This window comes from Rhodococcus sp. WB1 (assembly GCF_001700945.1).
Taxonomy (GTDB): domain Bacteria; phylum Actinomycetota; class Actinomycetes; order Mycobacteriales; family Mycobacteriaceae; genus Rhodococcus; species Rhodococcus aetherivorans.
This window is the reverse complement of sequence record NZ_CP015529.1, coordinates 4359394-4382203: the sequence shown is the minus strand read 5'-3', so window position 1 is coordinate 4382203 and position 22810 is coordinate 4359394. Positions and strand designations below refer to the sequence as shown.

General features: G+C 71.7%; 24 protein-coding genes. 17 read left to right on the top strand and 7 right to left on the bottom strand.

Going from position 1 to position 22810, the window contains the following annotated elements:
• Positions 1 to 145 precede the first annotated feature (145 nt).
• From A4U64_RS19540 to A4U64_RS19485, 12 genes are all read left to right on the top strand, one after another.
• Positions 146 to 736 (top strand): MauE/DoxX family redox-associated membrane protein, encoded by a 591-nt coding sequence (locus A4U64_RS19540; protein ID WP_306430610.1) that lies wholly within the window; start codon positions 146 to 148, stop codon positions 734 to 736.
• A gap of 40 nt (positions 737 to 776) precedes the next feature.
• Positions 777 to 1391 carry a redoxin domain-containing protein gene (locus tag A4U64_RS19535; RefSeq protein WP_065922985.1) on the top strand — a complete coding sequence of 205 codons (615 nt, stop codon included), beginning with the start codon at positions 777 to 779 and terminating at the stop codon, positions 1389 to 1391.
• A 44-nt stretch (positions 1392 to 1435) separates the two neighbouring features.
• A complete protein-coding gene (locus A4U64_RS19530) occupies positions 1436 to 2098 on the top strand; it encodes a methylamine dehydrogenase light chain (protein WP_029541405.1) in 663 nt (220 codons plus the stop codon).
• The gene (locus A4U64_RS19525) at positions 2095 to 3408 is read left to right on the top strand and encodes a hypothetical protein (RefSeq protein ID WP_065922984.1); all 1314 of its coding nucleotides are present in this window, start codon (positions 2095 to 2097) and stop codon (positions 3406 to 3408) included. Before A4U64_RS19530 ends, A4U64_RS19525 begins: the two co-directional genes overlap by 4 nt.
• Positions 3405 to 5018 (top strand): multicopper oxidase family protein, encoded by a 1614-nt coding sequence (locus tag A4U64_RS19520; protein WP_029541409.1) that lies wholly within the window; start codon positions 3405 to 3407, stop codon positions 5016 to 5018. Before A4U64_RS19525 ends, A4U64_RS19520 begins: the two co-directional genes overlap by 4 nt.
• Positions 5019 to 5029: 11 nt before the next feature.
• Positions 5030 to 5374, top strand: a complete 345-nt coding sequence (locus A4U64_RS19515; protein WP_029541412.1) for a cupredoxin domain-containing protein — start codon at positions 5030 to 5032, stop codon at positions 5372 to 5374.
• A complete protein-coding gene (locus tag A4U64_RS19510; RefSeq protein ID WP_006940361.1) occupies positions 5371 to 5697 on the top strand; it encodes a cupredoxin domain-containing protein in 327 nt (108 codons plus the stop codon). Before A4U64_RS19515 ends, A4U64_RS19510 begins: the two co-directional genes overlap by 4 nt.
• A 46-nt stretch (positions 5698 to 5743) precedes the next feature.
• Positions 5744 to 6580 (top strand): hypothetical protein, encoded by an 837-nt coding sequence (locus A4U64_RS19505; RefSeq protein ID WP_006940359.1) that lies wholly within the window; start codon positions 5744 to 5746, stop codon positions 6578 to 6580.
• Between the two features lie 69 nt (positions 6581 to 6649).
• Entirely contained in the window at positions 6650 to 7144 is a 495-nt protein-coding gene (locus tag A4U64_RS19500; protein WP_006940357.1) for a glutathione peroxidase, read from the top strand.
• A gap of 5 nt (positions 7145 to 7149) precedes the next feature.
• Complete coding sequence (bluB, locus tag A4U64_RS19495) at positions 7150 to 7803, top strand: 5,6-dimethylbenzimidazole synthase (RefSeq protein WP_050034634.1); 654 nt, start codon at positions 7150 to 7152, stop codon at positions 7801 to 7803.
• A 30-nt stretch (positions 7804 to 7833) separates the two neighbouring features.
• Complete coding sequence (locus A4U64_RS19490) at positions 7834 to 8538, top strand: DUF2334 domain-containing protein (RefSeq protein WP_029541421.1); 705 nt, start codon at positions 7834 to 7836, stop codon at positions 8536 to 8538.
• 48 nt (positions 8539 to 8586) lie between these two features.
• Positions 8587 to 10230 (top strand): FAD-binding dehydrogenase, encoded by a 1644-nt coding sequence (locus tag A4U64_RS19485; protein WP_006940350.1) that lies wholly within the window; start codon positions 8587 to 8589, stop codon positions 10228 to 10230.
• A 54-nt stretch (positions 10231 to 10284) separates the two neighbouring features.
• On the opposite strand, the gene A4U64_RS19480 is transcribed toward A4U64_RS19485, so the two are convergent.
• Both A4U64_RS19480 and A4U64_RS19475 read right to left on the bottom strand, forming a co-directional pair.
• Positions 10285 to 10929 (bottom strand): MBL fold metallo-hydrolase, encoded by a 645-nt coding sequence (locus tag A4U64_RS19480; protein ID WP_006940348.1) that lies wholly within the window; start codon positions 10927 to 10929, stop codon positions 10285 to 10287.
• A 128-nt stretch (positions 10930 to 11057) separates the two neighbouring features.
• Entirely contained in the window at positions 11058 to 11600 is a 543-nt protein-coding gene (locus A4U64_RS19475) for a flavodoxin family protein (protein WP_029541426.1), read from the bottom strand.
• A gap of 159 nt (positions 11601 to 11759) precedes the next feature.
• Here A4U64_RS19475 and A4U64_RS19470 point away from each other — a divergent pair, with 159 nt between their 5' ends.
• On the top strand, positions 11760 to 13238 hold the full coding sequence (locus A4U64_RS19470; RefSeq protein ID WP_065922983.1) for a carboxylesterase/lipase family protein: 1479 nt from the start codon (positions 11760 to 11762) through the stop codon (positions 13236 to 13238).
• A gap of 231 nt (positions 13239 to 13469) precedes the next feature.
• Positions 13470 to 13964, top strand: coding sequence for a hypothetical protein (locus A4U64_RS19465; RefSeq protein ID WP_232334109.1), 495 nt, complete (start codon positions 13470 to 13472; stop codon positions 13962 to 13964).
• 10 nt (positions 13965 to 13974) lie between these two features.
• Here A4U64_RS19465 and A4U64_RS19460 read toward each other — a convergent pair whose 3' ends face one another.
• From A4U64_RS19460 to A4U64_RS19450, 3 genes are all read right to left on the bottom strand, one after another.
• Positions 13975 to 14691 (bottom strand): hypothetical protein, encoded by a 717-nt coding sequence (locus A4U64_RS19460; RefSeq protein WP_006940340.1) that lies wholly within the window; start codon positions 14689 to 14691, stop codon positions 13975 to 13977.
• 81 nt (positions 14692 to 14772) lie between these two features.
• Positions 14773 to 17013 carry a heavy metal translocating P-type ATPase gene (locus A4U64_RS19455; protein ID WP_065922981.1) on the bottom strand — a complete coding sequence of 747 codons (2241 nt, stop codon included), beginning with the start codon at positions 17011 to 17013 and terminating at the stop codon, positions 14773 to 14775.
• Positions 17014 to 17040: 27 nt separating this feature from the next.
• Entirely contained in the window at positions 17041 to 17358 is a 318-nt protein-coding gene (locus A4U64_RS19450; RefSeq protein WP_006940337.1) for a heavy-metal-associated domain-containing protein, read from the bottom strand.
• 202 nt (positions 17359 to 17560) lie between these two features.
• Between A4U64_RS19450 and A4U64_RS19445 the strand changes: the two genes are divergently transcribed.
• The 3 genes from A4U64_RS19445 (at position 17561) to purQ (ending at position 20976) form a co-directional block, all read left to right on the top strand.
• Complete coding sequence (locus A4U64_RS19445; RefSeq protein WP_029541438.1) at positions 17561 to 19942, top strand: PAS domain-containing hybrid sensor histidine kinase/response regulator; 2382 nt, start codon at positions 17561 to 17563, stop codon at positions 19940 to 19942.
• A 114-nt stretch (positions 19943 to 20056) separates the two neighbouring features.
• Entirely contained in the window at positions 20057 to 20302 is a 246-nt protein-coding gene (gene purS / locus A4U64_RS19440) for a phosphoribosylformylglycinamidine synthase subunit PurS (RefSeq protein WP_006940332.1), read from the top strand.
• On the top strand, positions 20299 to 20976 hold the full coding sequence (gene purQ / locus A4U64_RS19435) for a phosphoribosylformylglycinamidine synthase subunit PurQ (RefSeq protein WP_006940330.1): 678 nt from the start codon (positions 20299 to 20301) through the stop codon (positions 20974 to 20976). Before purS ends, purQ begins: the two co-directional genes overlap by 4 nt.
• Here purQ and A4U64_RS19430 read toward each other — a convergent pair.
• Positions 20943 to 22064: a sensor histidine kinase gene (locus tag A4U64_RS19430; RefSeq protein ID WP_006940328.1), complete on the bottom strand. Its 1122-nt coding sequence runs from the start codon at positions 22062 to 22064 to the stop codon at positions 20943 to 20945. The two genes, purQ and A4U64_RS19430, sit on opposite strands and share 34 nt — an antisense overlap.
• Positions 22061 to 22756, bottom strand: a complete 696-nt coding sequence (locus tag A4U64_RS19425; RefSeq protein ID WP_006940326.1) for a response regulator transcription factor — start codon at positions 22754 to 22756, stop codon at positions 22061 to 22063. Before A4U64_RS19425 ends, A4U64_RS19430 begins: the two co-directional genes overlap by 4 nt.
• Positions 22757 to 22810 lie beyond the last annotated feature (54 nt).

Sequence of the window (22810 nt, the reverse complement as noted above, 5' to 3'; positions counted from 1 at the left end):
TCCCACCTGCAGTGTCCGCATGGGGCGCGCCGCCACGGCCGGTTCCACTCGCGGTGCCCCCGGACGTTTCCCCGACGACCCGTTCGCGACGCATCCGGTGCGCACGATTGACCGGCACGATCACTCGACTGCGAAGGGGACGACCATGATCTGGGCGGTGGTTGCGGCGCTCGTCGGCGGGACGTTGTTGCTCGCCGGGGTGCCGAAGGCCGGCGATCACGAGGGGCTGGTGCGCGTCGTCCGCGGCTATCGGCTGCTGCCGCCCGTGTTGGAACGGGCGGTCGCGCGGGTGCTGCCCGCCGCGGAGATCGCCGTGGGTGCCCTGCTGGTGCTCGGTGTCGCCGGCAGTGCCGCCGCGGCTGTCGCGGCGGTGCTGTTCCTCGGCTTCTTCGTCGGTCTCACCGTGAACCTCGCGCGGGGCCGGCGCGAGCTCGACTGCGGCTGCTTCGCGTTCGGCGGCCACGGCGAGGCACCGCGCATCGGCTGGTTCCACTCCGTGCGGGCCGGTGCGTTCGCCGCCGCGTCGATCGTGCTGGCCCTCAACGGACCCGCGACGATCGCCGCGCTCCAGCAGGTGGCGGCAATCGCGCTCGCGGCGCTCGCGCTCGCCGCCGGGCTCGCGGTGGCCCAGTTGCGCTCCGTGGTCCACGTCGGGCGCCGGCCCGTCGACGAGCACCTGACCGGCGCGTCCATCGAACTGCGCGCGGTCTCTGCCGTGTCGCGCTACGGGGCCTGAAACCATTTCTTCCACAACATTTTCCGAGACAGGACGACAGATGGACACCATATTTCTCGTTGCGATCATCGTGCTGGTGGTGGCGGTCGCCGTGTTGTTCCTGATGGTGCTCGCGCTGGCCCGCGAGATCGGCCGGGTGCAGGTCCGGCTCGGCCCCCTCGGGGCCCGCATGATGGACACCGGTCCGAAAATCGAGCAGGCCGGTCCGTCCTTCCGGGGCCTCACCGACCATGTGGGCCGCACCGTCGGCGTCGGCGGCCACCGCGACAGGCCGCAGCTGCTGCTGTTCACGGCGCCCACCTGTTCCACCTGCAAGAGCCTGCTGCCCGGCATCCGGGCGATGGCCAAGGCGGAGAAGGACCTCGACGTCGTGATCGTCTCCGACGGCACACCCGAGGAACACCGGCAGTTCCTCGCCGGAAGCAACATCGGCACCGAACTGAGCTACGTCGACGGCCGCGACGTCGGCATCGCCTACCAGGTCGGCACCACCCCCTACGGGGTGATCCTCGACGAGCACGGCAAGATCCGCGCTAAGGGGCTGTGCAACCACATGGCCCAGGTCGAGAGCCTGCTCAACGCCCTCGAGACCGGCACCCCGTCGCTGCAGCACCTGCACGAACAGGCCAAGGCCCGCGCCGCCGCGAGCGCCTGAATCCCGCCTTCCCCCTGGACGAACGGAGAGATGCGTTGGAAGAGATGTACGAGAACCGGTATCCGGTCGACGAGGAGACCGTCAAGGAACAAGCCGCCTGGATGGCAGGCAAGGGCGGCTCGTTCATGAGCCGCACCGGACGCCGGATGTCGGAACAGGTGTCGCGCCGCTCGATGATCAGCCGCCTCGGCCGCTGGACGATGGGCGTGTCGGGGGTGGCGCTCATCAGTTCGCTTCCGGTGACGCGCACCGCGTTCGCGCAGGAACCCGCCCCCGAGCCCGGCCCGGAACCGCTCGTGCCCGTGTACGACGGCAAGGATCCCGCCGAGTGCGAGTACTGGCGCTGGTGCAACATGGACGGCACCTCCTGCGCTGCCTGCAACGGAGGCGGAGTGACCACGTGCGCGCCGGGCAGCAAGCCGGGCGCCGAATTCTGGGTGGGCTGCTGCACCAACCCCGACACCGGCAAGACCTACCTGATCGCCTACTACGACTGCTGCGGCGCACCGTCGTGCTCCAACGCCTTCTGCGGCGAGCCCGACATGCAGGCCGTCATGTACAACCCGGTCTCGGGCAGCTACGACCAGGAGATCATCTGGTGCGTGTCCGACGAATCCCAGTCGTACACCTGCACCATGGCCCCCATCATCGGCGAGGACTGTCAGGCCCGTCCCGCCGACCGCCCGAAGGTCGGTGCCGGATCATGACATCGCGTTCCCGCCGCCTCGTGCGTCCCGCCGCGGCCGTCGTTCCGCTCGCGCTGCTCGTCACCCTCGCCGGTTGCGGCTCGTCCGGCGACGACGCGAACACCGCCGGCGACGTCACCTATCCCACCGTCGAATTCAGCACCCCCGGCGAGGGCATCTCGCTCGGCCACGACGACCAGGAGATCGGCGACACCATCCCCGAACCGCTGCACGTCGCCGAGATCGACCCCATCCGACGTGACCAGCTCGTCGCCGTGGCAGGCGGATTCGGCAAGCTCGAGCTCGGCGTCAACGTCCTCGACCCGAAGACGGGCGTCGCCGGCAGCCGCATCGTCGTCGGCCCCGGCATCTGGGACCCCGTGATCCACGGCTTCGTCGGCGAGACCCCGTCCGATCCGGCCGTTCTCGCCGCCGAGGTGTGGCGCCCCCGCGGCTCGCGGGGGGCCGCGGACTTCACCGTCAGCACCTACTCCGGGAATCTGCTCGAGCCGGCCGAGGCGCTGCTGCCCGACGTCGCGCGCGTGCACTCGCGGCCCGGTTCCAACGCGGTCACCTCCGACGGGCGGTACTTCGTCACGTGGGACGACGGGCTCTACGGCGTCCGCGTCGTGGACCTCGAGACGAAGCAGCAGAGCGGGGCCGTGCAGATCGTCGGCTGCGGACCGTTCACCTGGACCGTGGACCACGAGATCTACAGCGTGTGCGAGGAGACCGGCGAGCTGATCCGGATCTCCGTCGGCGACGACGGCGTGCCGGCCGAGACCGCCCGGGCGAAGGTGCTGCCGGAGGACTTCGTCAGCGCCCGGAAGGTCGGGTGGGCCGCCGAGGCGCGCAAGGCCCTGCTGGTCGGGGAGAACGGCGACGTGTACGTCTTCGACTTCTCGAACGGCCTGCCGCAGGGCGCGGTGACGCCGATCGGCAACGCCGGTCAGCCCGACGGGCGGTTCGCGAGCGACGTCATCGACAACACCGGCACCCGGATCGCGATCGCCTACACCGACTCACCGATCCATCCCAGTTCCGCGCGCGGCGGCGACCTGGCCCGCATCGTGCTGTCCGACGCCGCGAACCTCGCCCCGATCCGGTCGCTGAGCCTGCAGGACCTGGGGCTGACCGACATCGCGAGCATGGCGTTCTCCGTCGACGGCGCGACGTTCTACGTCCTCGGTGGCAATCCGGAGGGTCAGGGCGAGGCGGCACAGCGCATCGTCGGGTTCGACGCCGCGACCGGGCAACAGGTCTCCTCGGCGGAGATCAGCGGCAACGTCGAGGATTTCACCGACCTGCTCACCCCCGAGGTGATCGGATGAGACAACCCGACAACGGGTTGGGCCGGCGCCGATTCCTCGCCCTGGGCTCCCTCGGAGCCGGGGCGCTGGGAATGAGCGCGCTCGGGTTCGGTGCCGCCGGCTGCGCTACCGCATCGTCCGGTACGCAGCCGGCGGCCGCCGGCTCGGACACACGATCGGCGGCGTCCGATCTCGACTACATTTCCCCGGCCGATCCGGAGATCGCCGCCGCCGAGGCCGCCCGCGGGTGGAACGGCACCGTGGCGTCGTTCGCGCTCGCCGCCGGATTCTCCACCGTCGACCTGGGCGGACGCCTGGTCGACACCTGGACCTACGGCGGGCACGCCGTCGCCCCGGAACTGCGGGTACGCAAGGGCGACCGGCTCGACGCCGTGGTGCGCAACGACCTGGACGCCGACACCACGCTCCACTGGCACGGCATCCGGATCCGCAACGACATGGACGGCGCAGCGCCCGTCACCCAGGCGGCGATCGCACCGGGCACGACGTTCGACTACAGCTTCGTCGTCCCGGACCCCGGCACCCACTGGTACCACTCGCACAGCGGCCTGCAGGCCGACCGCGGCCTGTTCGGCGCCCTGATCGTGGAGGACCCCGACGACCGCACCGGCGCCGACGCCGACGCCGTCCTGGTCCTCGACGACTGGGTCGACGGCCTGGGCACCACGCCCGACGCCGTGCTCACGGCGCTCAACCCCGCGATCTCCGGCGGTCACGGCGGCCACGGCGGGGGTGCGGCACCCGGCGCGCACCCGGCCGGCGACATGGACGTCGCCCGGCGGCTGGTGAGCGCCGGGCACGGCGACTCCGCGCCCCTCGGCGGGATGACCCAGCACATCGCGTATCCGTTGCACCTGATCAACGGTCGTCCTCCGAATGATCCCGCCCCGGTCGTCGCCGCGGCGGGACAGCGGTTGCGGCTGCGGATCGTCAACGCGGCGGCGGAGACCCCGTACCGGTTCGCGGTGGCCGGGCACGAACTCACGATCGTCGCGGCGGACGGCTTCGACGTGCAGCCCACCGTCGCCGACACGATCGTCGTCGGAATGGCGCAACGCTACGACGTCCTCGTCACCGTGAAGTCGGGCGTGTGGCCGATCGTCGCGAAGGTCGAAGGGCGGCAAGGGTATGCCTCGACGGTGCTGCGCACCCCGGATGCGGTGCCGATGGCCGACGCCGACGTGGGCGATGCGATCCCCGAACTCGGCGGCCGGCTCGTCGCGGAGAACGCGTTGCGGCCTGCCGACACCGTGCGGCTCGACCCGCGCGAGCCCGACCGGGACTACCGGATCGAGCTGATCCAGGCAGGGGACCGCTACGTGTGGGGCATGGCCGGCGCCGACGCCGGCCGCCTCGTCATGAAACAGGGTGAACGCGTGCGGATCACGATGAAGAACTCGTCCACCATGTGGCACCCCATGCACACGCACGGACACACCTTCGCGATCGGCGCGTACGGCGGGTTGCGCCGCGACACGGTCAACGTGCTGCCCGGCACCGAACTTGCGATCGAATTCGATGCCGACAATCCGGGCGAATGGATGTTCCACTGCCACAACGCCTACCACTTCGAAGCCGGCATGACCGCGAACCTGCGGTACATCCGATGAGAGGAATCGCCATGAGAAGGTCCGTCACCCTGCTCGCCGGCCTGCTGACCGCGGCGAGCCTGTCCGCGTGCGGCAGCGCCGGAGGTTCGGCCGAGCCGGCCGTCGTCGTGGAGGTGAAGAACATGGCCTACAACCCGGAGTCGGTGACGATCGAGAAGGGGCAGACCGTCGAATGGCGATTCGACGACGGCGGACTGCCGCACGACGTCGTGGGCGAGGGCCCCCTCGAGGGGGAGCTGAAGAGTGAACTCCTCACCGAGGGAACGTATTCCTACACCTTCGACGAAGCCGGCACGTTCACCTATCACTGCACGCCGCACCCGATGATGGTCGGCACCGTGATCGTCCGGGAATGACCCGGCGGCCGGGGTGGGCTGCGGCCCTGCTGCTTCCGCTCGTCACGGCCTGCGGCCCGTCCGAGCGGCCCCCGGACGCGGTGGTGGTCGTCAGCAACGTCCACTTCGCTCCGCCCGACGTGACCGTGCCGGCCGGCGGCACCGTCGAATGGCGGTTCGAGGACGGCGGGGTGCTGCACCAGGTCACGTCGGAGGGGCGGTTCGACAGCGGGATCACCGGGGGAGGCACGTACTCCCACACCTTCGACGAACCGGGAACCTACGAGTACACCTGCTCGGTCCACCGGTACATGACCGGCACCGTCACCGTCACCGAATCCTGAACCAGTCGTCCGAATCCGGAGAACACCGACCCCCTTGGAGGAAGTCATGACAGCAGTACTCACGCACGAGCCGCTGACGACGGACGTGCCGGACATTCGTCCCACCCTGCAGAAGGCCGTGCCGTCGCGCACCCGGGCGGCGCTGATCGCCGCCGCCGGCGTCGCCGGTGCCGGGGCGGCGGCGCTCCTCACGCCGTCGGGACCCGCCGCGACGACCGCCGCGGTCGTGGGTGCCGGCGCCGTCACCGCCCTGGCCGCGAACTGGTCGACGTGCGGCATGTCGGTCGCCGGCGTCGTCGCGGCTCCGAAGCAGCCCGACCGCGCGGGCTCGTCGACGCCGGTGCGCCGGCTCGGCTGGCACGCGCTCGGGTCGGTCGCGACCGGCGCCCCCACCGGTGCGCTCGTCGGCGCGCTCGGTGCGCTCGTCGCCGGATCCGTCCCGGTGACGTGGGCGCTCGTCGCGTGGGGCGTCGTCGCGTTCGCCTACGGTCTGCACGAGCTGGGTCTGGTGACGCTGCCGACGCCGATGCGCCGCCGGCAGCTGCCGCGGCACCTGCGCCGGTCGATGGCCCCGTGGAAGGTCTCGCTGCTCTTCGGCGCCATGATCGGACCCGGCTTCGTGATCTTCATCCGGTCGAGCGCGTACTACCTGCTGGTGCTCGGCGTCGCCGTGGTCGGCTCCCCGGCGCTCGGCGCCGCCCTGTTCACGCTCGTCTCGCTCGGCCGGTGCCTGCCGAGCCTGCTGGCGATCCTGCACACCCGCGGCGGCGGGTCGATGCCGGGCTTCCTGTCGGCGATGTGCGTGGTCGACCGCCGCGTGCAGACGCTGACCGGCGCCGTGCTCGTCGCCCTCGGCGCGTTCGCGGTCGTCGCCGCACTCTGACGTGCCGGTTCGCGGCGGTTTCCGGGCGCACTACCGCACCCGGGACCGCCGCGACTAACGTCGGGCGGCATGACGACTTCTCTGCAGAACATCGGCATCAACACCCTCGGCGGGGTGCCCACCTCCCTCGCCGAGTTCGACGGCCGCGCGGTCCTCGTGGTCAACGTCGCCTCCAAGTGCGGCCTGACCCCGCAGTACACGGCGCTCGAGAAGCTCGCCGTCGAGTACGCGGACCGGGGCCTGACCGTGGTCGGTGTGCCGTGCAACCAGTTCATGGGCCAGGAGCCGGGCACCGCCGAGGAGATCCGGACCTTCTGCTCCACCAACTACGGCGTCACGTTCCCGCTGATGGAGAAGATCGACGTCAACGGCGAGAGCCGGCACCCCCTCTACACCGAGCTCACCCAGCACCCCGACGCGAACGGGGAGGCCGGCGACGTGCAGTGGAACTTCGAGAAGTTCCTCGTCGCGCCGGACGGGAACGTCGTCGCCCGGTTCCGGCCGCGCACCGAGCCCGACGCCCCCGAGGTGATCGCGGCCATCGAAGCCGCGCTGCCCCGCTGACCGCGATGACCGACACCATCGATGCGCGGGCGGCCCTGTACGACGTGATCCGTGCGCGCCGCGACGTCCGCGCGGAGTTCACCGGCGAGCGCGTCGACGAGCAGGTCCTGTGGCGGGTGCTGGGTGCGGCGCACGCCGCGCCCAGCGTCGGCAACACCCAGCCGTGGGACTTCGTAGTGGTCCGCGACCCGCAGCGGCTCGCCGAGTTCGCCGACCACGTCGCCGGATGCCGTCGCGCGTTCGCGGACTCGCTGCCGGAGGAGCGGCGGCGCACCTTCGACCCCATCAAGGTCGAGGGCATCGCCGAGTCCGGCACCGGGATCGTGGTCACCTACGACCCGTCGCGGGGCGGGCAGCACATCCTCGGCCGGCACACGATCGACGACGTGGGCGTGTTCTCGGCGGTGCTGTCGATCCAGAACCTGTGGCTCGCGGCGACCGTCGAAGGACTCGGTGTCGGCTGGGTCTCGTTCTACGACGAGGCGTTCCTCGCCGACTTCGTCGGGGCGCGGACCCCGGTGCGGCCGATCGCGTGGCTGTGCGTCGGCCCCGTGACGCGGTTGCAGGAGGTGCCGGACCTCGAACGGTTCGGGTGGCGGACCGGCCGGCCCCTCGCCGACGCCGTGCATGCCGAAACCCTTCAGGTCCGCGACGCCTGACGTTCACCCGGCCCTGGCACCGTGGAGCCCATGAGCGGCCAGCTGATCGTGTCGGTGTCGGGCATCAGGGACGAAACCCGCCCGGCGGTGGACGACTTCGCCCGGGAGATGGACGCCCGCGGCGTGCCGCTGTCGCTGCTCGTCGCGCCGCGACTGAAGGATCACTACCGGCTGGCGCGCGACCCGCACACCCAGGAGTGGCTGCTCGAGCGTCGCGAGGGCGGCGACGCCATCGTGCTCCACGGCTACGATCAGGCCGCGACCAAGCGGCGGCGCGCCGAGTTCGCGGTCCTGCCCGAACACGAGGCGCGGCTGCGGTTGCTCGCCGCCGACCGGGTGCTCGAGGAGACGGGGCTGCGGACCCGGCTGTTCGCGCCGCCGCGCTGGCTCGCCTCGCCCGGGGCCGTCGCGGCGCTGCCCGCCACCGGTTTCCGGCTCCTGGCCGGCGCCGCCGGAATCCACGACCTCGACCGCGATACCGTCACCCATGCACGGGTGTTCGGCATCGGCGAGGGCGCCAAGGCCGAACCGTGGTGGTGCCGGGCGATGGTCATCGGCGCCGCCCGGGTCGCACGGCGCGGCGGGCTGCTGCGGCTGTCGATCTCCGGCAAGCAACTCGACCGGCCGGGGCCGCGGCAGGCGATGCTCGACGCGATCGACCTCGCCCTGCACCTCGAGGCGCAGCCCTCCGTCTACCGCTGGCCGCCGCGCCTGCGCACACTCGGCGCGGCCTGAGCCCGAAGATCCGCCCACACGAACCTACCCTGCAGTAGGTTGGCGGGCATGGACGCAGACGTGATCGTGGTGGGCGCCGGCCTGGCCGGGCTCGTCGCCACGGCCGAACTCATCGACGCCGGGCGCACCGTGGTGCTCGTCGACCAGGAGAACTCGCACAACCTCGGGGGACAAGCCTTCTGGTCGTTCGGCGGGCTGTTCTTCGTGGATTCCCCCGAGCAGCGCCGGCTCGGCATCCGCGACTCGTACGACCTGGCCCTGCAGGACTGGATGGGCAGCGCCGCCTTCGACCGGGAGGACGAGGACTATTGGCCGCGCCGCTGGGCGCAGGCCTACGTCGAGTTCGCGGCCGGAGAAAAGCACGCGTGGCTGAAGGAACGCGGGCTGAAGCTGTTCCCCATGGTCGGCTGGGCCGAACGCGGCGGCTACGACGCCGGCGGTCACGGCAACTCCGTGCCGCGCTTCCACATCACGTGGGGCACCGGACCGGCCCTCGTCGAGATCTTCGCCCGCAGGGTGCTCGACGGCGTCGAGCGCGGCCGGGTGATCCTGCGGAACCGGCACCGCGTCGACGACCTCGTCGTCACCGGCAACGCCGTCACCGGGGTGCGCGGAACTGTGCTCGAGCCGTCGTCGGCGGCGCGGGGCGTGGCGTCGTCGCGCGTGGCGACCGGCGAGTTCGAACTCTCGGCCGGCGCGGTGATCGTCACGTCGGGCGGCATCGGCGGCAACTACGACCTGGTGAAGAAGAACTGGCCGAAGCGGCTGGGAGACCCGCCGAAGCACATGCTCACCGGCGTGCCGGCGCACGTCGACGGGCGGATGCTCGAGATCACCGAACGCGCCGGCGGGCGCGTCGTCAACCGCGACCGGATGTGGCACTACACCGAGGGCATCACCAACTACGACCCCGTCTGGCCCAACCACGGCATCCGCATCCTGCCCGGCCCGTCGTCGCTGTGGCTCGACGCCACCGGCAAGCGACTGCCGGTGCCGCTGTTCCCGGGCTTCGACACCCTCGGCACGCTCGAGCACATCGTGCGCAGCGGCCACGACCACACCTGGTTCGTGCTCGACCAGAAGATCATCGAGAAGGAGTTCGCGCTCTCCGGCCAGGAACAGAACCCGGACCTGACCGGACGCGACATCCGCAAGGTGCTGCAGCGGGTCAAGCCCGGCGCACCCGGACCGGTGGAGGCGTTCAAGCGCCGCGGCGTCGACTTCGTCGTCCGCGACACCCTCGCCGAACTGGTGGCAGGAATGAACGAGATCACCCCGGATGCGCCGCTGGACTACGCGACGGTCAAGCAGGTCGTCGAGTCCCGCGATCGCGAGATCGCGAACAAGTACACCAAGGATCTGCAGGTCGCGGCGATGCGCGCGGCCCGCGCCTACCTGCCGGACCGGATCACCCGCATCGCCGCCCCCCACCGGCTGCTCGATCCCAAGGCCGGACCGCTGATCGCGGTCAAGCTGCACCTGCTGACGCGCAAGACGTTGGGCGGTCTCGAAACCGACCTGTCGGGCCGGGTGCTGAAGGCCGACGGCTCGGTGTTCGAGGGCCTGTTCGCCGCCGGTGAGGTCGCCGGATTCGGCGGCGGCGGGGTACACGGCTACCGCTCGCTCGAGGGCACGTTCCTCGGCGGCTGCATCTTCTCCGGCCGCGCCGCCGGGAGGGCCGCAGGCCGCTGACGCGGCCGGTGCGTCCTTTGGGCGGCTACTGCAGCCCAAAGGACGCACCGGCGGTTACGCCTCGACCGAATCCTCGGCGGGCAGCACCCGGAACTCGGTGCCCTCCGGCGCCATCTCGGAGTAACGGCCGTAGAAGATGCCGGTGGCCTGCTCCGCGACGATGCCCTGGTGGATCGGCACGGCCACCCGCGGATTGACCGCGCGCAGATAGTCCACCGACTCCCAGATCTTCAGCCACGGTGCCGCGGCGGGCAGCGCGAGCACGTCGACCTCTTCGTTCGGGATGTACAGCGAATCGCCCGGATGCAGCAGCCGCGCCGGGTTCTCGGCGTCGCCGAGCAGATAGGCGGTGTTGTCGATGACCGGCAGTTCCGGGTGGATGACGGCGTGCCGGCCTCCGGTGCCGCGCACGCGCACGTCACCGACGGTGAATGCGTCGCCCGGGAGCACGGCCTTCCAGCCGCCGCCCAGCTGAGCGGCGGTCTGCGGGTCCGCGTACAGGGCGGCCCCCGGGTTGGCCTCCACCAGCGCCGGCAGTCGCGCCGGGTCGGCGTGGTCCGGGTGCTGATGGGTGACCAGGATCGCGTCGAGCCCCGTGATGCCCTCGAAGCCGTGCGAGAAATTCCCCGGGTCGAACAGGATCGTCGCGCCCAGGTGCTCCACGAGCAGGCAGGAATGTCCGAAGTGGGTCAGTCGCATGCACCCGAGTATGGACCGTCGCGTGCCGCGGCGCGCCGAGCGATCTCGCGTCCGGGTTGCGCCGAGCGAATGTATCGTTCCGTCGGCCTACGGAGATGAGCGATACATTCGCTCGGCCCGCGGGCGGGTCAGCGCAGCTCCTCGGACCCGCTCGCTGCCTGCTGGGCGAGCGAGCGGCCCCACTGCTCGGCCCGATCCTCCTCGCCGGGCTCGAGCTTCGACTGCTTGTCGACGAGGAAGCTCTCCGGATCGGCGACGAGCTCGAACCCGTGCTTGCGCAGCTTCTTGGCGATGCCCTTGCCGGCGCGCCCGGTCAGGACGGCCGCCATGTCGATGCGCGTGTCGAACGATGCGGCCTTCCCGCCGCCGGCCGGCAGCGAATCGAGCCACTCGCGGACGCCCTCGCTCTCGGCGTCCGGCTCGAGCGTCAGCCCGCTGTCGGGTTTCTCGGCCTGCTCGACCGCGCCGTGGCGCGTCGACTCCCGGCTCATGCCGTGCGCATGCGTCGGGCCGCCGACGACCACCAGGTCGTATTCGGACAGGTTCTCCTCATGCGCCTGCGTCACGGGGACCGTGCGCACCGCGTCCGCCGGTCCCAGCCCGCGCGCGACGGCTTCCGCCACGTGACGGGTGTTCCCGAACATCGATTCGTACACCACCAGTGCTCGCATGCCGCGCCTCCTCGGCTGGGCGGAAAGTCGACGACCGTCCAACTCAGCATAGGAGCCGTCGGACCGAGCGAATGTGACTTTCCGTCGGCCTACGGAGATCAGCGATACATTCGCTCGGGTGGGTGGCGTTGTGAGGAGCTGCGAGGAGAGGATCGGGGCATGACGGATACGGTGCAGACGACCGGGGGAACGGTTCGGGGCACGCCGACCGACGGAGTGTGGGCCTTTCTGGGCATTCCGTACGCGGCCGCCCCGGTGGGGGCGGTGCGGTTCGCGGCCCCGGGCCCGGCGCCGCGTTGGGACGGTGTCCGCGACGCCACCGCGCCCGGCCCCACCTGCCCTCAGGCGCCGTACGCCGCTCCGGCGGCCGCATTGCTCGGCAACGTCATCGCACCCGGCGACGAGTGCCTGAATCTGTCCGTGTGGACACCCGATCCGGGCGCCTCCGGGTTGCCGGTGATGGTGTGGATCCACGGTGGCGCGTTCACCCGCGGCTCGAACCGGATCGACAGTTACGACGGACGCGCCTTCGCGCGCGACGGTGTGGTGCTGGTCGGCATCAACTACCGGCTCGGCGTCACCGGGTTCCTGTCGCTCGACGGCGCGCCGGACAATCGTGGCCTGCTGGATCAGCTCGCCGCGCTGCGCTGGGTGCAGGACAACATCCGGGCCTTCGGCGGCAACCCGGACAACGTGACGGTGTTCGGCGAGTCGGCGGGCGGGATGAGCGTGGCCACGTTGCTGGCCTCGCCCGCCGCGAGCGGACTGTTCCACCGCGCCGTCGTGCAGAGCGGCAACGCCACGGCCGCCTCGGACCTCGAGGACGCGCGCCGGGTGGGGGCTGTCCTCGCCGACCGCCTGGGTGTGCCGGCCACGGCCGAGGCGTTCGGGGCCCTCGCCCCGGACGTCCTGCAGGCGGCCCAGGACGCTCTCGGCCTCGACCTCGCCCAGAATCCGGACCCGGCCCGGTGGGGCGGGTCGGTGGTGCAGCGCGGCTTGGGCGTGATGAGCATGTTCCCGACGATCGACGGGGAGATTCTGCCGTCGTTGCCGATCGACGCGATCGCCGCCGGAGCGGGCACGGGTGTGCCGGTGCTGGCCGGCACGACCACGGACGAGTTCCGCTTCTTCCTGGTGCCGACCGGTATCGCCGCGGCGATCACCGACGACAACCTGCCGTTCGTCCTGCAGCGGTACGGGATCGATCCCGCGCTCGCCGACCTGTACGCGGCCCACCGGCCGGGCGCGACTCCCGGCGACGTGCTCGCCGCCGTCCTCACTGATTACGCCTTCCGGTCGGGCACGGTCACCCTGGCCGACGCGGTCGCCCGCCGCGGTGGCACGGCGTGGTTGTACGAGTTCGCCTGGCCGAGCCCGGTGCAGGATCTGCGGGCGTGCCATGCCCTCGAGATCGCGTTCGTCTTCGACCGCCTCGACGTCTCCCACCGGCTCACCGGCGATCGGCCCCCACAGGCCCTCGCCGACGAGATGCACCGCGCCTGGGTGCAGTTCGCGACCACGGGAGGTCCGGGATGGGCGCCGATCGGTGCCTCGCGGCCGGTCCGGGTGTTCGGCGGTGAGGGTGATCCGGTGGTGGCCGATCCGCGCGCCGACGAGCTGGCGTGCTGGATCGGGTGACGTCGCAGCGGAATCCGTGAGGGCAGCGCCCGCGGCGGGTAGGGCGGCCGCACGGTATCCCGGTGCCCGGAGGCGTCGCCCTCCGGGCCTTCGTCGAGTGCACCGGGCTGTGATGACGCATCGTTTCACCGAGCCGACTCCGATCGGTGCCCGGGTCGGTAACGACGGGAACAGTGCTGCGCCCTCGGGTCCGCTCGCTCGGGTGCCGGCCGGTCGGCGAGGGTGACGGGCGTGAGGATCTGGATGCTCGTCGACCTCGAACCCGGCTACGAACGGCTGCACGTCGGGGACACGATCGAGGGCACGACCGAGTGGTGCCTGCCGCACATGCTGCCGCCGGAACTGATCAGCCGGAACCTGCCCGCTCGCGTCGAGCGGGTCCCGGCGCGCACGCCGGGTGGGTTCGACCGGGTCGCGCACCTCGGGGACGGGGTGTCGGCGCTGCTCCCACCCGGATACCCGGAGGACGGGCAGGACACGGTCTCCGGCTGCCTGCTCTACGACCGCTACCTCGGTGTGTTCCACCACACGGTGCCGACCGCGCGGGGCCGGATCGTGCGCCGGGGCTGGATCACCCAGCTCGCGAATCGCACGCCGACCCGGTATCCGGGCTGGTATTCGGTGCACCCGTCCGGGCCGCCGACGCTGTGGGAGGGCGGTGGCCGCATCCCGGCGGAGCGGACCGTCACGTGGGACTGTGTCCTCCTCGACACGCAGGGGTGCTGAGCGGCCGGTGCTACGGCTCCGGGCCGGCGACGATCTGCTCGACCCGATCGTGGAAGATCCGCCAGCGCCGCTCGTTCTCGTGCGTGAGCACCGCGCTCTGCGCCGCGAGATCGGCGGCGTGGTCGATCATTTCCGCGGCCGAGAAGACGTAACGTGGCGCGATGCGGTCCCCGGCGAGGTCCGCGCGCAGGGCGGCTGCGGTGAAGTCGATGCGTCCCAGGATCGCGACCGCCCGGTCGAGGTTGCGGGCGACGAGTTGGGCCGTCGTCGCGCACTGCCAGTCGTTGGTGACGATGCGGTGCCGTTCGGCGAGCAGGTCCGCCAGGCCCGGGTAGGCCAGCAGCGCCTCGAGCACGTCCCAGGCGGTCGCCATGGCGTCGGCGAGCCACTGCCCGGTCGTCCGGTTCGCCTCGGCGAGCGCCCCGAGGTCGGCCTTCAGTCTGGTGATCTCGGCGGGTTCGTCGCCGCTCTCCATGAACAGGATGCCGAGCGTCTCGGTGGCCCGATCGTCGTTGAGGTCGGGCGCGCCGGCGAACGGGCTCGGCGACGTCCGTTCGAGTGGTGCGACGACCGACCACCGCTCGGCGAGCGCCTTCAGGGCACGTGAGCTGCGGTGCAGCCGGATCACGTCGTGGAACGGCGATTCGGAATAGAACTTCTCGTGCTCGCGGTGGAACCGGGCGAGGTTACGCACCGTGAGCAGCAGCTGGTCCCGCTCCGCCTCCATGGCACGAGCGTGACACAGCACGACGACGCGCTGCCGGCGAATCGGAGACCTTCCGCCGGCAGCGCGTCGTGGGTGCGGGCCTCAGCGGGGGCTGAACCGCCGCAGCCGCAGGCTGTTGCTGACCACGAACACCGAGCTGAACGCCATCGCCGCGCCGGCGATCAGCGGGTTGAGCAACCCGAGCGCCGCGAGCGGCAGGGCCGAGACGTTGTAGGCGAACGCCCAGAACAGGTTGCCCTTGATGGTGCGCAGGGTGGCGCGGGCGAGCCGGATCGCGTCGGGAGCGGCCCGCAGGTCGCCGCGCACGAGCGTCAGGTCGGAGGCCTCGATCGCGACGTCGGTGCCGGTGCCCATCGCCAGTCCGAGGTCTGCCTGGGCGAGGGCGGCCGCGTCGTTGACGCCGTCGCCGATCATGGCGACGACCCGGCCCTCGTCCTGCAGCCTCTTGACCACGTCGACCTTGTCGGCGGGCAGGACCTCGGCGATGACCTCGTCGATGCCGACCTGCTTCGCGACGGTCTCGGCGGCGCTGCGGTTGTCGCCGGTGAGCAGCACCGGCCGCAGGCCGAGTTCGCGCAGATCGGCGATCGCCGACGCGGAGGTGTCCTTGATGGTGTCCGAGACGACAACGATCGCCCGGATGCGCCCGTCCCAGGCGATCCACACCGGTGTGCGGCCCTCGGCCTCGGCGGCCCCGGCGCTCCGTCGCAGCGATTCGGGCGCGGTCAGCGACCACTCGTCGCGCAGCCAGGACAGCCGGCCCGCGAGCACGGCGTGTCCGTCGACGACACCGGAAACCCCTCGTCCACCGTGGTTTTCGAAGCTTTCCACCGGCGAGAGAGCCCCGGTGCCCGCGGCCCGGTCGGCGACGGCGCGCCCGATGGGGTGCTCGGAGGCGTGCTCGAGCGACCCCGCCAGGTGCAGCGCCTCGTCCTCGGAGCCGCCGTCCGCCGCGTGCACCGCGGCCACGGCCATGCGGCCGGTGGTGACGGTGCCCGTCTTGTCGAGCACGACGGTGTCGACGCGGCGGGTGGATTCGAGGATCTGCGGTCCCTTGATCAGGATGCCGAGCTGGGCGCCGCGGCCGGTGCCGACGAGCAGTGCGGTCGGGGTCGCGAGGCCCAGCGCGCAGGGGCAGGCGATGATCAGTACTGCGACGGCAGCGGTGAACGCCGCGGTCACCGAGTTGCCCGTGAGGAGCCAGCCGGCGAGGGTGAGTAGCGACAGCCCGATGACGATCGGGACGAACACCGCCGACACCCGGTCTGCGAGCCGCTGCACCTCGGCCTTGCCGTTCTGCGCCTCTGTCACCAGCCGCGCCATCTGAGCGAGCTGGGTGTCGGCGCCGACGCGGGTCGCGCGGACCACGAGCCGGCCGCCAGCGTTGACGGTCGCGCCGACGACGGGGTCCGCGGGCCCGACCTCGACGGGCACGGGTTCGCCGGTGAGCATCGACGCGTCGACGGCGGAGGTGCCGGAGACGACGACGCCGTCGGTGGCGATCTTCTCGCCGGGACGCACGACGAACCGGTCGCCGACGGTGAGCCGGCCGATCGGGATCCGGGTTTCGGTGTCACCGTCGCCCAGCACGGCGACGTCCTTGGCGCCCATGTCGAGCAGTGCCCGCAGGGCCGCGCCTGACTGCCGCTTGGCGCGGGCCTCGAAATAGCGCCCCGCGAGAATGAAGGTGGTGACGGCGGCGGCGACCTCGAGATAGATGTGCGGCTCGGAGCTTCCGGTGGGGAGCAGGTCGAACGTCATCCGCATCCCGGTCATGCCGGCGTGGGTGAAGAACAACGCCCACAGCGACCAGAGGTACGCGGCCGTGACGCCGACGGAGATGAGGGTGTCCATCGTGGCGGCGCCGTGGCGGGCGTTGGTCCAGGCGGCGCGGTGGAACGGCAGTGCCCCCCACACCACGACGGGGGAGGCGAGGGTCAGGGTCAGCCACTGCCAGTTGTCGAACTGCAGCGCCGGGATCATCGACAGCAGTACCACCGGCACGGTGAGGACCGCGGAGACGGTCAGGCGCTGACGCCAGGCGGCGGCCTCGTCCGGTTCGGGGGCGGCCTCGGTGGCCTCCTCGGCCCGGGGCGGGGCGGGGAGCGCGGCGGTGTAGCCGGTCGCCTCGACCGTCGCGACGAGGTCGTCGGGGGCGACCCCGTGCGCATAGGTGACCTTCGCCTTCTCCGTCGCGTAGTTGACGGTGGCGGTCACGCCGTCCATCCGGTTGAGCTTCTTCTCGATGCGCGCCGCGCAGGAGGCGCAGGTCATGCCGCCGATCGAGAGTTCTACCTCGTGCACCATCTCACCCGTGGTCATGGGCGGGTCCCTTCTCGGGTCGGCGGGTCACTGCGGGGCGAGGCGGTAGTCGCCGGCCTCGTCGAGCGCGGTGGCGACGGCCTCGTCGTCGATTCCGTCGACGCTGGTCACCGTGACGGTGGAGACGCCGCCCGCGACCAGTTCGACGTGTACGTCCTCGACGCCGGGCAGGGCGCGCAGTTCCTCGGTGACGGCGCCGGCGCAGTGGCCGCAGGTCATGCCGACGACGGGGAAGGCCTGGGTGTTCATTCGGGGGTCCTCACTGCTCGGTCCGGTCGGTTCGGTGGGGTGGCTGCCGCAGCGGCAGCCGCTGGCCGTGTCGGTCAGGGGCAGGAGCCGGGTCATCGCGATTCTCCTCTGCGTGGGTGCACCCCATTTATACCCCCTAGGGGTATTGAACCGCCAGGGCGGGACGTGCTCTTCATCGAATCTTCAGGAATGCCGCGTGCCGTCGGGGCGGGACAAGGCCCGGAAAGCGGCGGGCCGGCCCGCCTTATCCTGAGAACCTCCGACAGGACCGACGGCAAGGATGTGAGGCGACACCGAGGTGAACGACGAGACTTCGGCCCGCGCCCTGTTCCCGGAATCGGATCCCACCGCGACCGCCCACCGCGCCGCCGACTGGGCGTCGACCGCGCTGGGGCCGATCGACACCTGGCCTCCCGAACTGACGGCGGCCGTGCGGACCGTCGTTCCGTCGCGGGTGCCCATGCTGCTGTGCTGGGGCCCCGAACTGGTGCAGATCTTCAACGACGCCTTCCGGCCCCTCCTCGGCGAGAAGTTTCCGGCGGCGGTCGCCCAGCGGGCCTCCGAGTGCTGGGGCGAGATCTGGGACTTCGTCGGCGCCCTCTTCGCCCAGGCGCAACGCGGGGAGCCGACCCTGTCGGAGCGGATGCAGTTGTTCATGCACCGATTCGGCTACACGGAAGAGACGTACTGGACGTTCTCCTACAGCCCCGTCCGGGCCGCCGACGGCACCGTCGCGGGCATCTTCGTCGCCACCACGGACGTCACCGAGCAGGTGCTCGCCGAGCGCCGGGCCGCCGTCCTGCGGGAACTCGGCCAGCTCTCGATGACGGAGACCGATACCGCCGACGATGCCTGCCGGGCTGCGCTCGGCCTGCTCGCCGGCCACGAGGACGATCTGCCGTTCGGCAGTGCCCACCTGTGCCGCGACGAGGTGACGGTGACGGTCGCCGAGTTCGGCACCGCTCCCGGCGCCGCGTCGGACCTGCCGGAGGTGATCGCCCGGGTCGCCGAGTCCGGCAAGGCCGAGACCGTCGCGGACCTCGGCCGCGACGGCGACACCGCGGTGGTCCTGCCGCTCCCGGTCTCCGCTGGTGGCCCGGCCGGCTCCCTCGTGCTCGGCATCAGCCGGTTCCGCGAGCTGAACGAGCAGTACCGGGTGTTCCTCGATATGGTCGCGGTCCGCGTGTCCACGGCTCTGTCCGATGCGCAGGCCTACGAGGCCGAACGCCGGCGGGCGGCCGAACTCGCCGAGCTCGACGCCGCCAAGAGCCGGTTCTTCGAGAACGTCAGCCACGAGTTCCGCACCCCGCTGACGCTGCTCCTCGGGCCGCTGCAGACCCTGCTCGACGAGCACGCCGCCGCGCTGCCACCCGCCCAGGTCGACGCCGTCGCGGCGGCGCGGCGGGCCGCCCTGCGCCTGCAGCGGCTCGTCGACATGCTGCTCGACGTTGCGCGTGGGGACGCCGGCCGGCTCGACGCCCACACCGAGCCCACCGACATCGTCGCGGTGACGCGCGAGGCCGCCGAACTGTTCCGCGACGCCGCGGACCGCGCGGGGCTCGCGCTCCTCGTCGACGTCGACAATGTGCCGACCCGGTACGTGGCGACCGACCGGGCGATGTGGACGCACATCGTGCTGAACCTGCTGTCCAACGCGATGAAGTTCACGCCGGAGGGATCGGTCGCCGTGTCCCTGCGGGGTGACGGGGCGAACCTGGTGCTGCGTGTCGCCGACACCGGCACAGGCATCGCGGAGGCCGAGCGGGGCAAGATCTTCGACCGCTTCTACCAGATCGGCGACCGGTCCGGCCGCAGCCGCGAGGGCTCGGGCATCGGGCTGTCTCTTGTCGCGCAATTCGTTGCCGCCCTGGGTGGTTCGGTGTCCGTCGACGCCGTCGCCCCGCACGGCTCGGTGTTCACGGTGACGGTGCCCGCGGTGCCGAGCGCGCAGCCGGCACCACGCGCCGCGGACGACGTCGTGGCGTCCGCCGGCGCGGCGTATCTGGGGGAGGCCGAGGCGTGGCGGCCCGTCGCGACCCCCGGCGCCGGACCGCGCGAGGGGCAACCGCGCCTGCTCCTCGTCGAGGACAACGCGGACATGCGTGACCATCTCGTCGACCTGCTCGCCGCGCAGGGTTGGCACGTCGACGTCACCGCCGACGCCGAGTCCGCGCTCGAGCGGATCCGGACGGAGGTTCCCGACCTGCTCCTCAGCGACGTCATGCTGCCCGGACGTAGCGGGTTGTCGCTGCTGCAGGACGTGCGGGGCGACGAACGGCTGGTGCGGCTGCCGGTGATCCTGCTCACGGCCCGGGCCGGATCGGAGTCCGCCGTCGAGGGGCTGCGGGCCGGTGCCGACGACTACGTCGTCAAGCCGTTCCATCCCAGCGAGCTGATCGCCCGGGTCCGCGTGCACCTGGAGATGTCGCGGCTGCGGGAGGCGTTGCTCGCCGCCGGCGAGCGCGAGGCCGCCTCGCTCCGGACCGCCTTGGACACACGGAGTGTCACGAGCCGGGCCGTGGGCCTGCTCATGGCAGCGCACCGGGTCGACGCGGACACCGCGTTCGCGCAGCTGTCGGCGATGTCGCAGGCGACGAACGTCAAGGTCCGCACCCTCGCGGCCGAGATCGTCGAGAACTTCACGGCGTCGCTCGCCGAGCCGGGGCCGCCACAGCCGTGACGGGGCCGCCGGCGTCGGGCCCTGCCGATTCCGGACCGGCTCGGGTCGGCCGGTAAACTGCGGGCTGTCCGGTGTCCGTCCCCGGGCGCCAGCACTACTACCGAGGAGCAGCACGTGGCTCGTGTCGTCGTCGAAGTCATGCCCAAGGCCGAGATTCTCGATCCTCAGGGCCAGGCCATTGTCGGGGCGCTGTCGCGACTGGGCTTCGCGGGCGTGTCCGACGTCCGTCAGGGAAAGCGCTTCGAGCTCGAGGTCGACGGCAGCGTCGACGACGCCGAGGTCGAGAAGATCGCCGAGGCTCTGCTCGCCAACACGGTCATCGAGGACTGGACCGTGCGGCGGATCGACGGTGACGCATGAGTGCCCGCGTCGGAGTCATCACCTTCCCGGGCACGCTCGACGACATCGATGCGGCCCGCGCCGTCGAACTCGCCGGCGGTGAGGCCGTCAGCCTCTGGCACGGCGACGCCGACCTGAGGGGAGTCGACGCGGTCATCGTGCCGGGTGGCTTCTCCTACGGCGACTACCTGCGCTGCGGCGCCATCGCGCGGTTCGCCCCGGTCATGGGCAAGGTCGTCGAGGCCGCTCGGGGCGGGATGCCGGTGCTCGGCATCTGCAACGGCTTCCAGGTGCTGTGCGAGGCGGGTCTGCTGCCGGGGGCCCTCACCCGCAACGAGGGCCTGCACTTCATCTGCCGCGACCAGTGGCTGAAGGTGGAGTCGAACACCACCGCGTGGACCACCCGCTACGAGGCCGGGGCCGAGATCCTGGTGCCCCTCAAGTCGGGTGAGGGCCGGTTCCAGGCCTCGGAGAAGGTGCTGGACGAACTCGAGGGTGAGGGCCGCGTGGTGTTCCGCTACGCCGGCGACAACCCGAACGGCTCCCAGCGCGGCATCGCGGGCATCTCGTCGGCGAACGGCCGCGTCGTCGGCCTGATGCCGCACCCCGAGCACGCCACCGAAGCGCTCACCGGTCCCAGCGACGACGGGCTCGGCATGTTCTACAGCGTTCTCGACGCGGTCGTCTCCGCCTGATTCCCGTTCGTGGGCAGGGTCAGGTCGAAGCGGGCACCGCGCCCCGGCCCGTCGCTCGCGGCCGTGAGATTGCCGCCGTGGGCGCGGGCGAGACTGCGCGCGATGGTCAGGCCCAGGCCGCTGCCGCCGGGGCTGCGGGCCGGATCGATCCGGTGGAACCGCTCGAACACCGCGTCGAGCTGATCCGCGGGGATGCCGTCGCCCGTGTCGCGGACCCGCACCCGCACGGCCGCCCGGTCCGCGCGCTCGCACGTGACGACCACCCGGCCCCCGGCCGGCGTGTGACGCAGGGCGTTCTCGAGCAGGTTCGCCAGGATCTGCGCCACTCGCTGCGAATCGAACCGGACCGGCGGCAGCGCCTCGGGCAGCTCCGTCCCGAGCCCGACCTGCTTGTCGGCGAACCGCGGTGCCGCGGCCGAGACCGATGCCGTCACCGCCGCGGCGAGGTCGCCCTCCTCGGGGTGCAGGGCGAGCGCGTGCTCGTCCGCCGCGGAGAGGTCGGACAGGTCCGACACGAGACGCCGCAGCCGGTCGAGCTGGTGGTGCATCACCTGCCACGAGGTGGCGTCGGCGGGCAGTACGTCGTCCTCGATGCCCTCGAGGTAGGCCTCGAGCGTGGCCACGGGTGTGCGCAGTTCGTGGGCGAGATCGTCGAGCAGCCGGCGTCGTGAGAGCTCCGTGCTGTGCAGGCGGCCCGCCATGTCGGCGAAGGCGTTCTCGAGCCGGGCGAAGTCCGCGTCGCCGGACCGGGTGATCGGCACGTCGTAGCGGCCGCGGGCGACGTGGCCCGCGGCCTCCACCAGCCGGCCCACCGGCGCGGTGATGCGGCGCACCAGGACCACGGACGTGATCGCCGCGGCACCGAGCGCGACGGCTGCCCCGGCGGCGAGCGCGACCGCCCCGGCCTGCGCGAACGCCTCCTCGGTGTGAAGGCGGACCTGCGTGTCCTCCACGCCCGCGTGGGCGAGGTGGTAGTGGAACAGCGGGGCGGCCACCAGCGTCGCGACGACGGTGAGCGTCGCGGCCCCGACGAACAGCACGAGCAGTTGCGCGATCAGCAGCCGCCCGCGCAGTCCCAGCCGGTTCACCGCGCGGCCTCCATCGCATACCCGACCCCGCGCACGGTCCGGACGAAGCGCGGGGCGGCGGCATCGTCGCCGAGCTTGCGGCGCAGGGCGCGGATGTGGACGTCGACGATGTGCTCGTCGCCGAACCAGTTCGGCCCCCACACCTCGTCGATGATCTGCCGGCGTGAGAGCGCCGCCGAAGGTCGATCCGAAAGTGCCAGCAGCACATCGAATTCCGTGCGTGTCAGCTCCACCGGCGCGTCGTCGACCGAGACGGTGCGCGACACCGGATCGACGACGAGCCCGCCGATCCGGCGCGGTGCCTCCGCCGCGGTGCCACTGCGGGGCCGGCGCAGCATGGCACGCACCCGGGCGACGAGCTCCCGTGGCCCGAAAGGCTTCACGACGTAGTCGTCGGCGCCCACCGACAGGCCGATCACCTTGTCCACCTCGTCGCCACGGGCGGTGAGCATGAGCACGTACGCGTCCGAGAAGGTCCGCAGCTGCCGGCACACCTCGATGCCGTCGAATCCCGGCAGCATCAGGTCGAGCACCACGAGCACCGGGTCCGTCTGCCGAGCCAGCGCGACGGCCGTCGGTCCGTCGTAGGCGAGCGCGACCTCGAAGCCCTCCCGTTCGAGATAGCTGGCCACCACCTTCGCCAGGGCGGCTTCGTCGTCGACTACGAGGATGCGGGGGCCGGGGGTGTGCACGCGGCCAGGGTACCCAGCACTCGCGGCCGTCCGTTCCCTGTCGCGGGTCGGGTG

Excerpts from the sequence above, each read along its gene's own strand:
- A4U64_RS19450 (WP_006940337.1), bottom strand. The coding sequence starts at position 17,358 with ATGACCCGGCTCCTGCCCCTGACCGACACGGCCAGCGGCTGCCGCTGC.
- A4U64_RS19540 (WP_306430610.1), top strand. The coding sequence starts at position 146 with ATGATCTGGGCGGTGGTTGCGGCGCTCGTCGGCGGGACGTTGTTGCTC.
- A4U64_RS19480 (WP_006940348.1), bottom strand. The coding sequence starts at position 10,929 with ATGCGACTGACCCACTTCGGACATTCCTGCCTGCTCGTGGAGCACCTG.
- A4U64_RS19510 (WP_006940361.1), top strand. The coding sequence starts at position 5,371 with ATGACCCGGCGGCCGGGGTGGGCTGCGGCCCTGCTGCTTCCGCTCGTC.
- A4U64_RS19525 (WP_065922984.1), top strand. The coding sequence starts at position 2,095 with ATGACATCGCGTTCCCGCCGCCTCGTGCGTCCCGCCGCGGCCGTCGTT.
- A4U64_RS19490 (WP_029541421.1), top strand. The coding sequence starts at position 7,834 with ATGAGCGGCCAGCTGATCGTGTCGGTGTCGGGCATCAGGGACGAAACC.
- A4U64_RS19500 (WP_006940357.1), top strand. The coding sequence starts at position 6,650 with ATGACGACTTCTCTGCAGAACATCGGCATCAACACCCTCGGCGGGGTG.
- A4U64_RS19485 (WP_006940350.1), top strand. The coding sequence starts at position 8,587 with ATGGACGCAGACGTGATCGTGGTGGGCGCCGGCCTGGCCGGGCTCGTC.
- A4U64_RS19470 (WP_065922983.1), top strand. The coding sequence starts at position 11,760 with ATGACGGATACGGTGCAGACGACCGGGGGAACGGTTCGGGGCACGCCG.
- A4U64_RS19460 (WP_006940340.1), bottom strand. The coding sequence starts at position 14,691 with ATGGAGGCGGAGCGGGACCAGCTGCTGCTCACGGTGCGTAACCTCGCC.
- A4U64_RS19505 (WP_006940359.1), top strand. The coding sequence starts at position 5,744 with ATGACAGCAGTACTCACGCACGAGCCGCTGACGACGGACGTGCCGGAC.
- purQ (WP_006940330.1), top strand. The coding sequence starts at position 20,299 with ATGAGTGCCCGCGTCGGAGTCATCACCTTCCCGGGCACGCTCGACGAC.
- A4U64_RS19455 (WP_065922981.1), bottom strand. The coding sequence starts at position 17,013 with ATGACCACGGGTGAGATGGTGCACGAGGTAGAACTCTCGATCGGCGGC.
- A4U64_RS19530 (WP_029541405.1), top strand. The coding sequence starts at position 1,436 with ATGTACGAGAACCGGTATCCGGTCGACGAGGAGACCGTCAAGGAACAA.
- A4U64_RS19520 (WP_029541409.1), top strand. The coding sequence starts at position 3,405 with ATGAGACAACCCGACAACGGGTTGGGCCGGCGCCGATTCCTCGCCCTG.
- A4U64_RS19515 (WP_029541412.1), top strand. The coding sequence starts at position 5,030 with ATGAGAAGGTCCGTCACCCTGCTCGCCGGCCTGCTGACCGCGGCGAGC.
- A4U64_RS19535 (WP_065922985.1), top strand. The coding sequence starts at position 777 with ATGGACACCATATTTCTCGTTGCGATCATCGTGCTGGTGGTGGCGGTC.
- bluB (WP_050034634.1), top strand. The coding sequence starts at position 7,150 with ATGACCGACACCATCGATGCGCGGGCGGCCCTGTACGACGTGATCCGT.
- A4U64_RS19475 (WP_029541426.1), bottom strand. The coding sequence starts at position 11,600 with ATGCGAGCACTGGTGGTGTACGAATCGATGTTCGGGAACACCCGTCAC.